Raw genomic sequence first — 16,498 nt, 5'->3', positions numbered from 1 at the left:
ACGCTCTTGCCGTGGCTTTTGTCGTAGCCCTCGGCCTTGCCGCAGTTGTTGCCGTCTCCATCAACCGTCGCGGCCAGGATCGGCGAAGAACCACAAAAGGCCGCGTCAGCTGGCGATGTAGCGCTGCAGCTGCTCCAGCTCGAGCTGCTGGTCGGCGATCACCGCCTTGACCAGGTCGCCGATGGAAATCACGCCGACCACGCGCCCGTCCTCGACCACCGGCAGGTGGCGGATGCGGCGCTCGGTCACCAGCTGCATGCACGCCGGCACCGAGGTGCCGGGCTCCACGGTCACCACCTTCGCGGTCATGATCGCGCTGGCCGGGGTGTCGGCCGAGGAACGCCCCTGCAGCACCACCTTCCGCGCATAGTCGCGCTCGGACAGGATGCCGGCCAGTTCGTCCCCGCGCAGCACCAGCACCGCACCGATCGACTTCTCGGCCATCAGCCGGATCGCCTCGACCACCGGCGCCTCCGGCGCGACCGCGAAGATCTCAGCCGGCTTGTCCGCCAGCAGTTGACGTACCGTGCGCATGGGCGCCTCCGTCGGCAGGTTGCTCCTGCGCGAAGGATACTCCTGCCGCCGCCGGTTGCCACGTGTCCACCAGATACAGCGGCCGCTGCTTGGCCTCGTCGTACAGGCGGCCCAGGTATTCGCCGATCAGGCCCAGCGCGATCAGCTGCACGCCGCCCAGGAACAGGATCACCACCATCATCGTCGGCCAGCCGGCGACCCGGTCGCCCCACAGCAGGGTCTTGGCCATGATCGCCAGCCCGCCGACGAACGCGGCCAGCGCGGTCAGCAGGCCGACGTAGGTGGCCACCCGCAGCGGCGCGGTGGAAAAGCTGGTGATGCCCTCCAGGGCGAAGTTCCACAGTCGCCACAAGCCGAACTTGCTGTGCCCGGCCAGCCGCGGCGATCGCCGGTAGGGCAGCGCGGTGCTGCGGAACCCGATCCAGCCGAACAGCCCCTTCATGAAGCGGTGCCGCTCGCGCAGCTGGCGCAGCGCGGCCAGCGCGCGCGGCGACAGCAACCGGTAGTCGCCGGTGTCGGCCGGCACCGGCGTGTGCGACAGCCGGCCGATCAGCCGGTAGAACACGGCCGCTGCGCCACGCCGGGCCCAGCCGTCGCCCTCGCGCTCGATGCGGGTGCCGTAGACGTCGTCCCAGCCCTCGTGCCAGCGCGCGACGAATTCGGGGATCAGTTCCGGCGGATCCTGGCCGTCGGCGTCCAGGATCATCGCCGCACCGTCCTCGACCAGGTCCAGGCCGGCGGTCAACGCCGCCTCCTTGCCGAAGTTGCGCGACAGCCGCAGCAGCGCGACCTGCGGATCGGCGGCGGCGATGTCCTGCAGCACCGGCCAGGTGCCGTCGCGGCTGCCGTCGTCGACGTACAGCACGCGCGCACGCAGTCCGTCCAGGCCGGCCAGCGCCGAGCGGATGCGCGGGTGCAGCAACGGCAGCGCCTCGGCCTCGTTGTGGGCGGCGACCACCACGGTCAGCAGTTCGTGTCGCGGGTTGTCCATGGCAGGCATGGTAAGGAGCGTGCACCGGGGCGGCCAGCCCGGCGTGGGCTCAGTCGAGCCGTTCCAGGTAGTCGCGGCCGCCGAGCTGGCGCATCTGCCGCTGGATCCAGGCCGACCGGCGCTGGACATAAGGACCCGGGTGGGTGGCGCTGTAGCGTCGTGGCGACGGCAGCACCGCCGCCAGGCGCGCGCTCTGCTCGGGCGTCAGGTCGGCGGCGTCCTTGCGCCAGTAGCTGTGCGCGGCGGCCTGCGCGCCGTAGATGCCGTCGCCGAACTCGGCGACGTTGACGTAGACCTCCAGGATCCGCTGCTTCGGCCACATCAGCTCGATCAGCAGCGTGTACCAGGCCTCCAGGCCCTTGCGCAGCCAGCTGCGGCCCTGCCACAGGAACAGGTTCTTGGCCACCTGCTGGCTGATGGTGCTGCCGCCGCGCACGCGCTTGCCGCGGGCGTTGTGGTCGATCGCTTTCTCGATCGCCTCCAGGTCGAAGCCGGCGTGGCTGGCGAAGTTCTGGTCCTCGGCCGCGATCACCGCCAGCGGCAGCCAGGGCGAGATCCGGTCCAGGTCGCGCCAGTCGTAGGCGACCCGGAAGTCCCAGTCGCCGGCCCGCCACGCCTCGCCCTGGCGGGCGAGCATGAACACCGAGACCGGCGGATCGACGAACCGCAGCACCGCCACCTGCAGCGTGGTGACCACGACGAACAGCAGCGGCAGCCACAGCAGCCATGCCAGCCACCTGCGCAGGCGACGCCCACCGCGCTTGCCGTCCCCGCTTTCGATGGCCCGCCCCCTGTCTGTCCGCGCCTGCGCGAATGATAATGCGCCTGCCCACCCGCCTGGCCCGCCATGAACAGCCGTCCGCCACCGCAGCTCGCCAGCCTGGTCGCCGAAGCCGAGGCGCTCACCCGCAGCGGGCGGCCGCAGGAGGCGCGGGAACTGTGGGAGCGGGTCCTCGCCCTGGACTCCGGGCACTCCACCGCGCTCAACCAGCTGGGCGCGGTGGCACTGGCCCACGGCGACCTCGACCTGGCCGAGTCCCACCTGGAGCGCGCCGTGGCGATCTCGCCGCGGATGGCCACGGCCCATGCCAGCCTGTCGCGCCTGCATGCGATCCGCGGCGACCGCCAGCGCGCCCTGGCGGCGATCGACGTCGCCATCCAGATCGACCCGACCGCCTGGGTGCCGCAGGTGCAAAAGGCGCGCCTGCTCGAGGAACTGGGCCAGTCCCGCGCCGCCGGCCTGCACTGGGGCAACGCGCTCAACTACATGCCCGAGACGGTGAAGCGCCAGCAGCACATGCTGCAGACGGTGATGCATGCGCAGGCGGCGGTGCAGCGCAACCAGGACGAACTGGCCAGTCACCTGGACGACAGCCTGGCGCCGCTGCTGCACGGACACGGCCCACGCGAGGTCGAACGCATCCGCCACAGCCTCGACATCCTCGCCGGCCGCCGCAGCTTCACCACCGCGCGCCCCCTGACCCTGCCCATCCCACGCCTGCCGGCTATCCCGATCTTCCATCGCGAGGACTTCGACTGGGCGCCGGAGGTCGAGGCGGCATTCCCCGACATCCTCGAGGAACTGCACGCACTGCTGGATCGCGACGCCGAGTTCGAGCCCTACGTGCAGACCCCGGACGGCCAGCCCAAGGGCCAGTTCGCAGCGCTGGACCGCAACGTCGACTGGGGCGCCTACTTCCTGTGGAAGCACGGGCAACGGATCCACGACCAGGCCGACCGCTGCCCGCGCACCGAAGCGGCGATCGCACGCGCGCCGCAGATGAAGGTGCCGGGCCGCGCACCGGTGGCGTTCTTCTCCGCACTCAAGCCCGGCGTGCACATCCCGCCGCACAACGGCGCGACCAACGCCCGCCTCACCGTGCACCTGCCGCTGGTCATCCCGCCCGATTGCGCGCTGCGGGTCGGCGACGAGACCCACGTGTGGGAGCCCGGCCGGCTGGTGATGTTCGACGACACCATCCGCCACGAAGCCTGGAACCGCAGCGAGCGGCTGCGCGTGGTCCTGATCTTCGACGTCTGGCATCCGTTGCTCACGCCGCTGGAACGCGAACTGGTGGCGGCGATGACTGGCGGCCTGATGAGCTTCTACGGCCACGACGCCGACCTGGGGGAACTGTGAACACCGACGACGCGGCCGCCGGCGACCGCCTGACCCGCTTCCTGCTGCCGCAGGCGGGCGTGCGCGGCGTCCATGTCCAGCTGCACCGCAGCTGGCTGGACCTGCTCTCGCACGCGGCCTATCCGCCTGCGGCGCGGCGCCTGCTCGGCGAAGCCTGCGCCGCGGCGGCGATGCTGACCGCGCACGCCAAGATCGACGGCCGCCTGTCGCTGCAGCTGCGCGCCGACGCCGGCCTGCGGCTGCTGTTCGCCGAGTGCACCGCCGCCGGCACCCTGCGCGGGATCGCCCAGCTCGACGAGGGGGCCGATGCGCCGCCGGACCTGCGGCGGCTGGAGCGGCCGGTGCTGGCCATCACCATCGAGAATCCCGGCCTGGACCCGCGCGAACCGCTGCGCTACCAGAGCCTGGTCGAGCTGTCCTCGCCGACCCTGGACGAGGTGCTGGAGGACTATTTCCGCCAGTCCGAACAGCTGCCCAGCCGCCTGCTGCTGGCCGCCGCCGACGGCCATGCCTGCGGACTGATGCTGCAGAAGTTGCCCGGGGACGAGGGCGATGACGACGGCTGGGCGCGGGCGGGGGCGCTGTTCGACACCCTGGCCGCGGACGAACTGGCCTCCACCCCCGGCCCGGTGCTGCTGCACCGGCTGTTCCACGAGGAGGCGCCACAGGTACTGGCCACCCGCGAGCTGGCCTTCGGCTGCTCCTGCTCGCGCGAGCGGGTCGCGGCGATGCTGCAGTCGCTGGGCGAGGAGGAGGCGCGGGCCGCGGCACAGGATGGCCAAACCGAGATCCAGTGCGGCTTTTGCGGCCGGCGCTACGTCTTCCCTTTGGCCGAAATCGGCGTATTGTTCGAACAGCCGTCGGCAAACGCGCCGACGCCGGACCGGTTGCAATAGCCGGGCCGAGCTGTTCCGGGGAGGGCGGCGCTTGTTAACGAAACGTAAATCGCATAGGATCCAGCTCCCACCCATCCGGGAACTGTCGTGCCGGACGTGGGTCTGAAGAATTCGCCATGTCCCTGCGCCGCCTGCCACTGCTGGCCGTCCTGCTGACCGCGCTCTGCGCGGCGCCGGCCCTGCACGCGCAGAGCCGGCCGGCCAGTCCGGCCACCGACAAGCAGACGGTCCTGCCGGTCTGGAACAAGGGCAGCGGCAAGGTCGAAGCGGTCCTGCTGCTGGAGCCGGCGGGTGATACCAGCCCCGGCGCGCGCTGGCGCTTCGGCAACAACTCGCTGGACGCCGCCTTCGGCCTGGGCGCCGGCGATTCGCTGGGCCTGCTCTGCAACGGCCCGGGCAGCTCCAGCATCAGCAGCCTGGCCAGCCATTGCATGCTCGCCAGCCTCGGCGCGGACCACCACGACGGCAACGCCCGCCGCCTGTCCGCCACCACCGCGCTCAACCGTCCGGGCGGCCGCTTCGGGCTGTCGGCCGGCGTCGCCCAGAGTGCCGGCCTGCCGGCCTGGCTGAGTGCGGACAGCGCCAGCATGGCCGACGCCGACCGCATCGAGCAGAACGACCTGCAGGTTTTCGGCCAGAGGAACCTGGGCGCCGAAGCCTACGTCTCCATTGCCGGCACCTATGCGCGCGCGCGGCTGATCCCGCTGGCCGACGCGGCGCCCGGCCTGGTCGACCAGTGGGACAGCAAGAGCCTGAGCGTCGGCGGCGGCTATGGCTCCTTCGGCGCCAGCATCATCGGCCGCGTGGTCGACGTGCCCGGGCAGCCCGGCAAGTGGGAAGGCCTGGGCCTGGGCCTGACCTGGCGCACGCCCTGGAGCGGGCAGCTCACCGTTGGCGCGGAGAACGTGGTCACCCGCGGCAAGAATCCGTTCTCGCCGTCGAACGGCGATGCCGACGAAGGCACCGTGCCTTACGTCCGGTACGAACAGGGCCTCTGAGCGGGCGTCCCTGCCGGCCTTGGGGCTGCCAGCCGGACCACCATGTCCCGTGACGCATGCCGGGCGATAATGCGCGTCCCCAGCGACGGCTTTCCTGATCGATGACCGCTTCCGGGCCGCTTGCCGGCATCCTGCAGCAGGCCTTTCTCCTCGAACGCAACGGCGACACTGCCAGCGCCCTGGAACTGTTGCGGCAGGCGGCAGCGCAGGCCGGCGGCGATGCCGCGGTGCACGGCGCGGTCGCCCAGGCCGCCATGCGTCTCGGCAACCCTGCCCTGGCGCTGGCCTGCATGCGCCAGGCAACGGAGCTGGCACCGGGCGATGCCTCGGTGCGCTTCCAGTACGCCTGCCTGCTTGCCCACGAAGGCGAAAACGCCCAGGCGCTCGCCCACTTCCAGGCCATCGCCCCGCAGCAACCCGACAACATGCAGCTTTGGCTCCTGCTCGGGCTTGCCCTGCAGCGCCTGGGACGCCACGGCGAGGCACTGCAGGCGCTGCGCAGGGCACGCACGCTGGCACCGGACCATCCGCGCATCCTGGAAGCCCTTGCCGAGTCGGAATTCCACGCCGGCTATCCCGACGATGCCCTGCCCATGTGGCAGGCCCTGCTGCAGCTGCGCCCGGACGACACGGGAGTGGTGCTGCGCAGCGCCGAGACCCTCAACCGGCTCGGCCGGCACCGCGAGGCGCTGGAGCTGCTGCAACGCGCGTCCGCCAAGGCGCCACGCGCCGGCGACCTGTGGATGGCACTGGCCCAGACCGCGGAGGACCTGGGCGACCGCGATGCGGCACGCGCAGCCTACCGCGCGGCGCTCGCACAACGGCCGGACTGGGCGTTCCCGGTCAGCGGCCTGCTCGGGCTGGACCGTGCACGCGCCGACGAGACGCTCGTCGCCCAGGCACGAAGCCTGATGGCGCGCGACGACCTGCCCGATCCGGACCGTGCGCTGGTCGGCTACGAACTGGGCAAGGTGTTCGACGGCCGCGGCCAGCATGCCGACGCCATGGCCAGCTGGCACCAGGCCAATGCCGCACGCCGGCGCATGACCGGTGCGGGCGACATCCCGACCTTCGAGCGCCAGATCCAGCGCTCGCTCGAGGCACTCACGCGCCCACGCCTGGCTGCGCGCAGCGCGCGCTGGCCCGGCAGCCCGGATCCGCGACCACTGTTCATCGTCGGCATGCCGCGCAGCGGCACCACCCTGACCGAACAGATCCTGGCGGCCCACCCCTCCGGCCACGGCGGCGGCGAATTGCCGGACATCGCCCTGATCGCGCGCCGCCTGCCTGCCAGCGCCGGACCGGGCCAGTCATGGCCTGATTGCATCGATGCGATCGCGGACGAAGCACTGGAGTCGGCGGCGGAACGCTACCTGCGCGCGGCCACCCGCAATGCACCGGCCGGCGCCTTGCGCCTGGTCGACAAGGCGCCGTTGAACTTCTTCCACCTGGGCCTGATCGCCCTGCTCTTCCCGCGCGCGCGCGTGGTCTGGTGCCGGCGCGATCCGCGCGACATCGCGGTCTCCATCTATGGCGAGAACTTCTCGCTCGAGGAGAAGCTCGCCACCCGGCTGGACGATATCGGCCACTACATCAACCTGCAGACCCGGCTGATGCGGCACTGGCAGGCGGTGCTGGCACTGCCGATCCTCGAGCTGCACTACGAGGAACTGGCCACCCGGCCCGAGCCGCAGGCGCGCCGGTTGATCGAGTTCGCCGGGCTGCCGTGGGATCCCGCCTGCCTCGAATTCCACCGCAGCGAGCGCGGCGTGCAGACGCCAAGCCGCTGGCAGGTCAAGCAGCCGATCTACACCCGCTCGATCGGCCGCTGGCGCCACTACGCGGACCACCTCGCCCCGCTGCTGGAAGTATTGGAGGCGGATGCCTATCCCGCCGCCGGCGCAGCGACCAGCGACCAGGCAAGCACGCCCTCGCGCTGACCCAGTTCCGCGGTCCGCACTTCGATGCCGGGCCGCGCCTCGCGCAGCCGCTGCGCGATCTCCTCCACCTGCTCCGGCTGCAGCGCGTGCCGGACCATCTCGGCGGTGCGCAGGCGCGCGCCTTCCAGTTCGTCGGCATAGGCGTCGAGCGCCACCAGCGCATCGTCGGCGCTGCCGGCATGCACGCCCGCGAGCAGGCGGTGCACCTGCTCGCGCGCCTCGAGCAGGAGGTCCGGAGTGGGCGAAGCCTGCGCCGCGCCGGCCAGTGCCTGCATGGCGCGGTTGTAGCGCTCGCGCGCCGCCGCGGCGGCCGGATCGCCGGCCGCCACGCCCGCCCGCGCGCGCGCGATCCATGGCAGCACGGCGCGCGCGGCCGGCAGCAGACCATCGTCGGCCAGCAGCCGCGCGTGGTGCGCCAGTTCCTCGCGCCCGACCCGCACCAGCACCGAACCGGCGTGGTGCATCACCAACGCCAGCCGCGCGTGCGGCCGCGAAACGCGCAGGCACTCGGCCAGCGCGCGCGGCCTGTCCGCGTACTCGAAACCGAACTGGCTGGCCACGCAATCGAACGATGCGTCGCCGAATGGCAGCACTTCCATCTGCACGCCGGAATGGAAATGCACGCCGCGGTGCACGGCCGGCTGATACCAGGCCGGTGCCAGCGCCGCCAGGTCGACCGCGTCGACCGCGAGCGCGTCGCCGCGCAGTTCCCACAGCAGCAGCGGCAACGGCCCGTTGCCGGTGGCCAGGTCGAGGACCCGCGCCCGCTCCGGCAATTCCCCCGCCAGGCCGCGCCAGAACGCACCGATCGCGCCTTCGTAGTTGCCCGCGTAGCTACCGGCGCAGGAATGCAGGCGGCCGCTGGACCAGTAGCGGGTCCAGGCCCTGCGTCGCTCGTCGTCGCCTTCGCTCATCCGTCCTCCCGTCTGTGGCACAGCATGGAGGCGAAATCCCGCACTGCCAAGCGCGGCTGCCCGCGCACCGAAACCGCTTCGCGCAAAAAAGAAGGCCCCGTTTCCGGGGCCTTCCAGGTACCGCAAGTGGAGCGTTATCAGAACGTCTGCGTGTAGCGCAGGTACACGGTACGGCCGTAAGCGTCGTACAGGTAGAAGTTCCACGGACGGCCGTCGAACGCGACCAGCTCCGGATAGCGGTTGCCGGCGTTCATCGCACCAACGGCGACCTTGCCGTTCCACGGCGCCTGCCAGGCCACCTGCAGGTCGTTGGTGGCGTAGCCGCCCACCGACGAACCCGGGGCACCGCTGGCGGTCGGCGGGTTCTGCTGGCCTTCGATGTAGTTGACGTTCCAGGTGAAGGTCCAGTCGCCAAAGCTCCAGTCGTTCGCCAGGTTCGCGCGCAGGTCAGGGTAGCCGAGGCGGCCGGCGTACTCGACCACTTCGCCGTTGATCGTGGTCACGTCGTACTTGTTGATCCACGACACGGTCAGGCGGTTCTGCAGGCGACCCGCACCACCGAAGTCGAAGTCGGTATTGGCACGGAAGTCGATGCCGTCGGTCTCCAGGTCACCCTCGTTGGCGTAGCCGGCCACGATCTCGGTGATGCGGCCGTTCGGCAGGCGGGTGATGCTCAGGCCCGCCGGAATCTCACCCCACTCGGCCGGGTTGAGGTTCATGTTGATGATGTCCTGGGCGCTGATCTCCGAGATCGTGTCCTTGACCCGGATGTTGTAGTAATCGACGCTCAGGTCCAGCCAGTCGACCGGGTCGTACACCAGGCCGAATGCGAACTGGTCGGACTGCTCCGAGGCCAGCTGCGGATTGGCGATGAAGTAGGTGTCGACCTGCAGCTGGCAGGTGGTCGGCTGGCCCAGCGCGGCGCAGGACTGCGGATCGTTGACCGGCTCGGCCGAGAAGGTGCGGGCCTGGGTCAGGATGTCCAGGCCGGGGGCGCGGAAGCCCTGGCCCCACGATCCGCGGACGGTCAGGTTCTCCAGCGGCTGCCAGCGCGCGGCGACCTTCGGCGAGAAGTCGCTGCCGTAGTCGCTGTAGTCGTCGTAGCGGCCGGCCAGGGTGATGTCGAAGGTGCTGCTGAACGGCAGCAGCCACTCGAAGTAGACCGACGCGACTTCGCGACCGCCGCCCGAGGAGCCGCCCGAGGAACCCAGCACCACGCCCGCCTGCGACAGCGAGTCGTAGACGTCGGCGAAGCGGTCTTCGCGGTACTCGGCGCCGACCACGGCGTTGGAGATGCCGCCGCCCATTTCGAACAGGTCGAAGTTGACGTTGCCGAACCACTCAGAGCTCTTGTAGAACGAGTTGCGGCCGATGGTCGCGGTGAAGCCGTTCAGCACGTCCGGATCCGCACCGAACGGATCGGTCAGGATGTAGTCGCCGGCGTTGGCCGCCAGTTCGGCCAGGCTGGAGATCACGTAGCCACGGCCGGTCTCGATGAACTTGTACGAGGTGCGGCGGGCGCCGAAATCGACCGAAACCGTGTCGGTCAGCTGGCCCTGGAAGCCGAGCAGGAAGTCGTTGTTGGTGGTGTCGGTGAAGTTGTCGCGGTTACCGGCCGCGGCGAAGCGGTGGTAGAAGTAGGTCGGCAGGTCGTCGCCCTGGACCACGTCGTTCGGGGTACCGTCCTCGACCCGGATCACGCCCGGCACCGGCGCGTAGCGGCCGAAGGTCTCGACCTTGGTGGTGGTGGCGGTCAGGTAGACCGTCCAGTCGTCGTTGATCTGGTAGTCGCCGCGGACGAACACCGAGGTGTTGTCGACCGAGGCCTCGTTGGCCGCCACCGAGTTGAAGTCGAACGAGCACAGGCCGTTCGACAGGGTCCAGAAGCCGTTCGAGTCGCAGGAGAAGCCCGGAACCGGGGCCGGACCTTCCGTATCCCAGTCGTAGTAGTTGTTGCCGTAGGTCGACACGCCCAGGACGTTGCCGCCGATCTGGTCGCGGGTGAACACCATGCCGCGGCTGGAGTGCGAGGCGCCGCCGATCAGGCGGCCGCGGTCGCTGGAGGTGCCGAAGACCGCCGAGACGTCTTCCAGGTCACCGCCCTGCACCGCGGTCTGGCCGTAGCCATAGCGCAGCTCGGCGCCGTTGAAGTCCTTGCGCAGGATGATGTTGACCACGCCGCCGATCGCGTCGGAACCGTACACGGCCGAAGCGCCGTCGGACAGGATCTCGATGCGCTCGACAGCAGCCAGCGGGATGGCGTTGAGGTCGGCGCCCGACGAGGCGGACATCGGGTTGGTCGGGGCGCGGCGGCCGTCGACCAGCACCAGGGTGCGGCCCGAACCCAGGCCGCGCAGGTCGACGGTGGCCAGCGACTGGGCGGAACTGCCGGACTGCGGGCGGAAGTTGCCGAAGGAAGCGAAGGTGCTGTCGCGCAGCACGTCGGCGACCGAGACGTCGCCGGTGGCGTCGATCGAGGCGCGGTCGATCACGATGACCGGCACGGCGCCCTCGATGTCGGCGCGCTTCAGGCGCGAACCGGTGACCTCGATGCGGTCGAGGGTCCTCGTCTCGGCGTCCTCGGCTTCCTGCGCGAACGCGGCGGGGGCCGCGACGACGCCGGCGAGGCCGGCCAACAGGCCGTAGCGCACCGCGTCGCTGAGCAGATTGCGGTTGAACTTCATCATTACTCTCTCCAGCTTTAAAGGGGCTTCCCGATGCATTGGCAGCGCATCAGGAAATGGGGCGCCGGACGGGGAGGGAGCCCGAACCGGCTGCACCGGAAGTTAGCAATTCCTTAATGTTGTCGCAAGACAAGTAGTCGACCCATGTGAAATCTTCTTCACGGAAAAGATCGGGAAAAAGCATCGAACATGTCGACATCGTGCCAAGCGGGAAAAATAAATCGATTCCGATTGATGTTCTATTCAGGAATATCACGGGCAAGTGCCTCCTGCAGCGGCACGAGGTGGCGGGCGTAGCGCCGCCACTGTCCCAGATACCGCCCGTGGATCGGCTCGCGCACCTGCACGGTGCTGGCGGTGCCGACCATGCCCTTGCGCGCCCGGTCACCCAGTACCTCGGGCGTCCACTGCAGGCCGCAGAATCCGAGCACCCGCCTGGCCTCCGCCTCCGGATCGGCGACCAGCGCCTCGTAGCGCACTTCGAGTATCCGGCCAGGGAACGCCCGCTCCCAGTGCGCCATCAGGCCGCGGTATCGCAGGTAGTGGCGGGCCATTTCCTCCTGCGAGTAACTGTGCGGGTAGGCGTCGGCAAACAGGGCCTTGAGATTGGAGAAACAGCTGTCCATCGGGTCGCGGACCATGTGGATGATGCGCGCCTGCGGGAGCGCGGCCGCGATCGGCCCGGTGACCAGGAAATTCGAAGGCAGCTTGTCGATGAAACAGGCGCGGCCATCGGCGCGCCATGCGGCATGCTCCATGTAGCGGCGCCCCAGCAGCGCGGGATCGATGCCTTCCGAGGCCGCCATCAACCCGGCGTCCGGGTGCGGGCCACCCGCCCGGTCGCAACACCAGCGCAGCTGGCAGACGAAGTCGCGCAGCTCGCCGGCGTCGGCCACCTGCGGATGCGCTGCCAGCAGGCGTTCGAGCAGGGTCGTGCCCGAACGCGGCATGCCGACCACGAATATCGGCACGGGACCGGCGGCCTCGCCGACGGCCTCCGCCGCGGCCGCGCCACGCCACCGCCGCAGCGCGGCGAACAGTGCCCGCTCGGCGTCCTCGCCGTGGCCGATCTGCGCCCGGCGCGTCGCCATGCCGCGCGCCAGGTGCACCCAGGCGGCCTCGGCGTCGCCGAGGTCGTCCAGCTCCTTGAACAGCGCGTAGTGCACCAGCGGCGCGAAGGCATGCGCATCGCCCAGGCGCCGCTGCGCGGCGCGCAGGCGGTCGACATGGTTGTGTTCCGGGGTCTGCCGCCGAAGTGTGGACAGCAGGCGCGCCGCGGGCATGAAGTCGGGATCCAGGTGCAGGCACGCCTCGAACGCGTCCTCGGCGGCATCGATCGCGCCGCAATACATCCGCGCCATTCCGCCCAGATAGGCAAGCCGCGGCGTGCGCAGCCCCAGGCGCTGGGCCTGCTCCAGCCGCTCCCGGGCCAGGTCGTAGAAGGACAGCTCGCACAGCATCCTGCCCGCGTCGGCATGCACGCCCGGAGCGGTCGCGGCGGCGATCGCCGGCGAGCGCAGGCATTGCAGGCCGGCTGCGACCTCGCCGAGGCCGAACAGCCTTCGCGCCAGCTCGAGCAGCAGCATCGGGTCGGACTCGGGCACGCGGAAGCCGGCAAGCGCCTGCGCCGTGGCGGCGCGTACCGCACCGCATTCGAGTTCCAGGTCGGTCAGGCGCAGGCGCGCCGGCACCACCAGCTCGGGCTGGTCCAGCACTCCTTCGTAGGCGGCGCGGGCGGCCTCCGCGCCGCTCCTCGCGGCCGCTTCGGCGCGACGCCACGCCTCGATCGACCTCGGATGCATGCATGCTCCGGCTGGAACCGGCGGGCATTATGTCAGCCCGCCACCGGCTACTGCCGCAACGCCTCGATCGGATCCAGCTGCGAGGCCTTGCGTGCCGGGTAGTAGCCGAAGAACAGGCCGGTGGCCACCGAGAACGCGGCCGCCAGGGTGATGACCCGGCCGTTGAGCTGGATCGGCAGCTCGGTGTTGTACTGGCCGACCAGCAGCGCGCCGGCGACGCCGAACACGATCCCCAGCACGCCACCGCCCAGCGACAGCAGCATCGCCTCGGCCAGGAACTGCCGGCGCACGTCCGTCGGCCCGGCGCCCACCGCCAGGCGCAGGCCGATCTCGCGGATCCGCTCGGTCACCGAGACCAGCATGATGTTCATGATGCCGATGCCGCCGACGATCAGCGAGATCGTCGCCACCGCGCCCAGCAGCCAGGACATCTGCCGGGTGGTCTGGGTGCGGGTGGCCACCAGCTGGGAGACGTTGCGGACCTGGAAGTCGTCGGCGTTGCCCGGCTCGATCCGGTGGCGCTGGCGCAGCAGCGACTCGACTTCGCCCTGCACGTAGGACAGGTCGCGCGCGTCGGCCACCGCCAGCGAGATGTCCATCACCGCGCCCGGGGGCAGGCCCATCGCGCCCATCAGCCGGCGCCGCGCGGTGTCCAGCGGCACCATCACCACGTCGTCCTGGTCGCGGCCGAAGCCGCTCATGCCCTTCGGCGCCAGGGTGCCGACCACGGTGAAGTTGGTGCGGCCGATGCGCACGGTCTCGCCGATCCCGGTGCCGCTGCCGAACAGTTCGCGGCGCACCGTCTCGCCGATGATCGCGACCTTCTCGCCGTTGAAATGCTGCGCTTCGAACGCAGCGCCGTTGGCGATCTGCCAGCCGTTGATCTGCAGGAAATCCGGCTGGATGCCCTGCCAGCTGGTCGACCAGTTGGTCTCGGCATAGACGATCTGGTTGCTGCCGCGCAGCGAGCCGGATACGTACTGGACCTCGGGGATGTCCTCGCGGATCGCCGCCGCGTCGCCCTCGGTCAGGGTGAAGAAGCTGCTCGCGCTCATCCGCACGCCGCCCATGCTGCGCTGCGCCTGCGGGCCGATGTCCAGCTTCTGCGCGCCCAGCCCGGCCAGCTGCCGGTCGATCTCGGCCTGGGTGCCCTGCCCCACCGAGACCATGACGATCACGGCCGCGATGCCGATGATCACGCCGAGCGAGGTCAGCGCGCTGCGCATCCAGTTGCCGCGCAGGGCGAAGATCGCGGTGCGCAGGACGTCCAGGAAACTCATGTGGCCACCTCCCCGCGTGCGGCTTCGTGCAGTTCGCCGTCGCTCATCTCGCAGATGCGGTCGGCGTGGGCGGCGACATGGGCGTCGTGGGTGATCAGCACCACGGTGTGGCCATCGTCGCGCAGGCGCTTGAACAGGGCCAGGATCTCCTCGCCGGTGCGGCTGTCCAGCGCGCCGGTGGGCTCGTCGGCCAGCAGGATCGACGGATGGTTGATCAGCGCGCGCGCGATCGCCACCCGCTGCTGCTGGCCGCCGGACAGTTCGTTCGGCCGATGGTCCACGCGTGCGCCCAGGCCCACCGCCTCCAGCGCCGCGCGCGCCCGCTCGCGCCGCTCGGCCGGCGGCACCCGGGCATAGCCCAGCGGCATGGCCACGTTGTCCAGCGCGCTCATCCGCGGCAGCAGGTGGAAGCCCTGGAACACGAAGCCGATCTTGTCGCGGCGCAGCGCCGCCAGTTCCTCGGCGTCCAACGTCGACACGTCCACGCCGTCGCACAGGTAGCGGCCGGCGCTGGGCGTGTCCAGGCAGCCGATCAGGTTCATCAGGGTCGACTTGCCCGAACCGGACGGGCCCATGATCGCGATGAACTCGCCGGCGGCCACGCTCAGGTCGACGTTCCTCAGCGCCACCACCTCGGCCTCGCTTCCGGGCGAATAGACCTTGCCCAGGCCGATGGTGTGGATGACCGGGGTGACGGCTTCGGCGCCGGGGATCATCGCGTGGCCGCCCGCTCGCCGGTGACCAGCAGGTCGCCTTCCTTCACCCCGCCGGAAATCTCGGTGCTGCTGCCGTCGCTGACGCCGACCCGCACCTGCACCGGCACCGCCTTGCCGTTTTCCAGCCGGTGGACCATCACCCGGCGCGCGCCGGCCAGGGCCGCGATCTCGCGCTCGAACGCCTGCCGCTGCGATTCGTCGAGCGTGCCGAGGAAGCCGGCGAAGTTCTGCTGGAAGCGCTCGAGGGTGCGCTGGCGCATCTGGCCGCTGGCCGCGCCCTGCGCCGGCCCGCCGCGCATGACGACCATGCCGGGCGGCATGCCGCCACCGGACGCGCCCGTCGCGCCAGACCGCTGCGCGTTCTGGATCGCCGCTTCCATCGCCTTGCGCATCTCCTCCTGGCGCGCACGCGCGGTGGCGGCGTCGCTGTCGAACGCCGCCCGCTGGGCCGGCGTGAGTTCCAGGGTGGCCACGAACCCGGCGAGGTCGTCGAGCATGCCCGCGCCACCGCGCATGCCGCCGGCCATCGCCGCCGGGCCCGCCGCGGCCTGGTCGGCCGGCTTGAAGCGCAGCGCCGCGTTGGACACCTTCAGCACGTCGTCGCGGCGGCTGACCTCGATCTCGGCGTTGACGGTCAGGCCCGGCAGCAGGGTGCCGTCGCTGTTGTCCACCGCCACCACCACCGGATAGGTCACCACGTTGTTGCTGGTGGTCGCCGCCAGCCGCACCTGCTGCACCTGGCCGCGGAACTGGCGATCGGGGAAGGCGTCGACGGTGAAGGCCACGCCCTGCCCGGGCTGGACCTGGCCGATGTCTGCCTCGTCCACCGCCAGCTCGATCTTCATCTGCGCCAGGTCCTCGGCGATGGTGAACAGTTCCGGCGCCTGCAGGCTGGCGGCCACGGTCTGGCCCGGCTCGATGCTGCGGGTCAGGACCACGCCGTCGACCGGCGAGCGGATCACGGTGCGCTCGAGGTTGACCCGGGTGGCCTGGGTGGAGGCGGTCTGCTGCCCGATCTGGGCGCGGGCGGAGGCGACCTGGGCGTTGGCCTGGTCGAGCGCGGCCCGCGCCAGGTCGACGTCGCTGCGCGCGACCAGCTGGCGTTGCACCAGCTCGGACTTGCGCCGGTAATCCAGCTCGGCGTTGCGCTGGGTCGCCAGCGCCTGCTCGAGGCTGGCACGCGCGCTGGCGACCTGGGCGTTGCCCTGCTCGATCTGGGCCTCGTAGGTCTTCGGGTCGATCCGCGCCAGCACCTGGTCCTTGCTCACCCGGTCGTTGAAGTCGGCCAGCACCTCGGTCACCTGGCCGGAGATCTGGCTGCCGACGATGACGGTGGAGGTCGCGCTGAGCGTGCCGGTCGAGGAGATCGACACCCGGATGTTGCCGCGTTCGACCGGCGCGGTGCGGAAGGCACCCTCGGCGCCGGCGGCCTGGTGCTGCCGCCAGAACCAGATTCCGGCGCCCAGCAGGATCAGTACGGCGATGGCGGTCCCGGCGCGGAACAGCAGGGAGCGGGAACGGTTGGCCTGCGGACGGGAGGATCGGCTCATGCGCGCATTCTTGAGGGGGGCGCACACTCTAACGCGCAGGCGGGCGCCGGGTT

Annotated in this window: 13 protein-coding genes; 4 read left to right on the top strand and 9 right to left on the bottom strand. The window is 70.7% G+C overall.

The window, feature by feature from the left end:
• Window positions 1-105 precede the first annotated feature (105 nt).
• The 3 genes from WQ53_RS12035 to mtgA are packed head-to-tail and all read right to left on the bottom strand — an operon-like array spanning window position 106 to window position 2,306.
• A complete protein-coding gene (locus WQ53_RS12035; RefSeq protein ID WP_052632708.1) occupies window positions 106-534 on the bottom strand; it encodes a CBS domain-containing protein in 429 nt (142 codons plus the stop codon).
• Complete coding sequence (locus WQ53_RS12030) at window positions 494-1,525, bottom strand: glycosyltransferase family 2 protein (RefSeq protein ID WP_052632706.1); 1,032 nt, start codon at window positions 1,523-1,525, stop codon at window positions 494-496. Before WQ53_RS12030 ends, WQ53_RS12035 begins: the two co-directional genes overlap by 41 nt.
• Window positions 1,526-1,574: 49 nt before the next feature.
• A complete protein-coding gene (mtgA, locus tag WQ53_RS12025) occupies window positions 1,575-2,306 on the bottom strand; it encodes a monofunctional biosynthetic peptidoglycan transglycosylase (RefSeq protein ID WP_052634065.1) in 732 nt (243 codons plus the stop codon).
• 66 nt (window positions 2,307-2,372) lie between these two features.
• Between mtgA and WQ53_RS12020 the strand changes: the two genes are divergently transcribed.
• From WQ53_RS12020 to WQ53_RS12005, 4 genes are all read left to right on the top strand, one after another.
• Entirely contained in the window at window positions 2,373-3,665 is a 1,293-nt protein-coding gene (locus WQ53_RS12020; protein WP_082113007.1) for an aspartyl/asparaginyl beta-hydroxylase domain-containing protein, read from the top strand.
• Complete coding sequence (locus tag WQ53_RS12015; RefSeq protein ID WP_052632702.1) at window positions 3,662-4,561, top strand: Hsp33 family molecular chaperone HslO; 900 nt, start codon at window positions 3,662-3,664, stop codon at window positions 4,559-4,561. Before WQ53_RS12020 ends, WQ53_RS12015 begins: the two co-directional genes overlap by 4 nt.
• Window positions 4,562-4,713: 152 nt before the next feature.
• Complete coding sequence (locus WQ53_RS12010) at window positions 4,714-5,559, top strand: hypothetical protein (RefSeq protein ID WP_173427244.1); 846 nt, start codon at window positions 4,714-4,716, stop codon at window positions 5,557-5,559.
• A gap of 101 nt (window positions 5,560-5,660) precedes the next feature.
• On the top strand, window positions 5,661-7,499 hold the full coding sequence (locus WQ53_RS12005; RefSeq protein ID WP_052632698.1) for a tetratricopeptide repeat-containing sulfotransferase family protein: 1,839 nt from the start codon (window positions 5,661-5,663) through the stop codon (window positions 7,497-7,499).
• On the opposite strand, the gene WQ53_RS12000 is transcribed toward WQ53_RS12005, so the two are convergent.
• From WQ53_RS12000 to WQ53_RS11975, 6 genes are all read right to left on the bottom strand, one after another.
• Window positions 7,445-8,413, bottom strand: a complete 969-nt coding sequence (locus tag WQ53_RS12000; protein WP_052632696.1) for a class I SAM-dependent methyltransferase — start codon at window positions 8,411-8,413, stop codon at window positions 7,445-7,447. The genes WQ53_RS12005 and WQ53_RS12000 overlap by 55 nt on opposite strands.
• A 137-nt stretch (window positions 8,414-8,550) precedes the next feature.
• Window positions 8,551-11,100: a TonB-dependent receptor plug domain-containing protein gene (locus tag WQ53_RS11995; RefSeq protein WP_052632695.1), complete on the bottom strand. Its 2,550-nt coding sequence runs from the start codon at window positions 11,098-11,100 to the stop codon at window positions 8,551-8,553.
• A gap of 236 nt (window positions 11,101-11,336) precedes the next feature.
• Window positions 11,337-12,899: a tetratricopeptide repeat-containing sulfotransferase family protein gene (locus tag WQ53_RS11990; protein WP_052632693.1), complete on the bottom strand. Its 1,563-nt coding sequence runs from the start codon at window positions 12,897-12,899 to the stop codon at window positions 11,337-11,339.
• A gap of 47 nt (window positions 12,900-12,946) precedes the next feature.
• Complete coding sequence (locus tag WQ53_RS11985) at window positions 12,947-14,179, bottom strand: ABC transporter permease (protein ID WP_052632691.1); 1,233 nt, start codon at window positions 14,177-14,179, stop codon at window positions 12,947-12,949.
• A complete protein-coding gene (locus tag WQ53_RS11980; RefSeq protein ID WP_052632689.1) occupies window positions 14,176-14,895 on the bottom strand; it encodes an ABC transporter ATP-binding protein in 720 nt (239 codons plus the stop codon). Before WQ53_RS11980 ends, WQ53_RS11985 begins: the two co-directional genes overlap by 4 nt.
• Complete coding sequence (locus WQ53_RS11975; protein WP_052632687.1) at window positions 14,892-16,445, bottom strand: efflux RND transporter periplasmic adaptor subunit; 1,554 nt, start codon at window positions 16,443-16,445, stop codon at window positions 14,892-14,894. Before WQ53_RS11975 ends, WQ53_RS11980 begins: the two co-directional genes overlap by 4 nt.
• Window positions 16,446-16,498 lie beyond the last annotated feature (53 nt).

The organism is Pseudoxanthomonas suwonensis (assembly GCF_000972865.1).
Taxonomy (GTDB): Bacteria; Pseudomonadota; Gammaproteobacteria; order Xanthomonadales; family Xanthomonadaceae; genus Pseudoxanthomonas; species Pseudoxanthomonas suwonensis_B.
This window is presented reverse-complemented; position numbering and strand designations above follow the sequence as displayed.

What these genes read in the sequence shown, in the direction of transcription:
- WQ53_RS12035 (WP_052632708.1), bottom strand. Translation starts at nt 534, where the DNA reads ATGCGCACGGTACGTCAACTGCTGGCGGACAAGCCGGCTGAGATCTTC.
- WQ53_RS12030 (WP_052632706.1), bottom strand. Translation starts at nt 1,525, where the DNA reads ATGGACAACCCGCGACACGAACTGCTGACCGTGGTGGTCGCCGCCCAC.
- WQ53_RS12020 (WP_082113007.1), top strand. Translation starts at nt 2,373, where the DNA reads ATGAACAGCCGTCCGCCACCGCAGCTCGCCAGCCTGGTCGCCGAAGCC.
- WQ53_RS12005 (WP_052632698.1), top strand. Translation starts at nt 5,661, where the DNA reads ATGACCGCTTCCGGGCCGCTTGCCGGCATCCTGCAGCAGGCCTTTCTC.
- WQ53_RS12000 (WP_052632696.1), bottom strand. Translation starts at nt 8,413, where the DNA reads ATGAGCGAAGGCGACGACGAGCGACGCAGGGCCTGGACCCGCTACTGG.
- WQ53_RS11995 (WP_052632695.1), bottom strand. Translation starts at nt 11,100, where the DNA reads ATGATGAAGTTCAACCGCAATCTGCTCAGCGACGCGGTGCGCTACGGC.
- WQ53_RS11990 (WP_052632693.1), bottom strand. Translation starts at nt 12,899, where the DNA reads ATGCATCCGAGGTCGATCGAGGCGTGGCGTCGCGCCGAAGCGGCCGCG.
- WQ53_RS11985 (WP_052632691.1), bottom strand. Translation starts at nt 14,179, where the DNA reads ATGAGTTTCCTGGACGTCCTGCGCACCGCGATCTTCGCCCTGCGCGGC.
- WQ53_RS11980 (WP_052632689.1), bottom strand. Translation starts at nt 14,895, where the DNA reads ATGATCCCCGGCGCCGAAGCCGTCACCCCGGTCATCCACACCATCGGC.
- WQ53_RS11975 (WP_052632687.1), bottom strand. Translation starts at nt 16,445, where the DNA reads ATGAGCCGATCCTCCCGTCCGCAGGCCAACCGTTCCCGCTCCCTGCTG.